The 249-nt window shown below is 73.1% G+C and carries 1 protein-coding gene; it reads left to right on the top strand.

Annotation, left to right across the window (positions count from 1 at the left end; genetic code table 11):
• The coding region (locus SB725_RS32915) for a condensation domain-containing protein (RefSeq protein ID WP_410923663.1) at positions 1–249 on the top strand (249 nt) is incomplete at both ends.

A 249-nucleotide genomic window follows, 5' to 3' on the forward strand; every position in this document is an offset into this window, starting at 1 on the left:
GTACCGGGAGGCAGCGCCGAACTCAGCGAAGCGCGCCAGCCCCTGGACCGCCTGCTGAGCCGGCGCCTGCGCTTGCAGGCGCGGCAACTGGGGGTCAGTGCCGCAAGCCTGATGCACCTGGCCTGGGGCCGGGTGCTGGGCAGCCTGGCGGGGCAGCAGCAGGTAGTGTTCGGCACCGTGCTGCTGGGGCGGATGCAGGGCGGCGAGGGCGCCGAGCGGGCCCTGGGAGTGTTCATCAACACCTTGCCG

The organism is Pseudomonas sp. SIMBA_041 (assembly GCF_046535095.1).
In the GTDB taxonomy this organism is placed as follows: Bacteria; Pseudomonadota; Gammaproteobacteria; order Pseudomonadales; family Pseudomonadaceae; genus Aquipseudomonas; species Aquipseudomonas mucoides.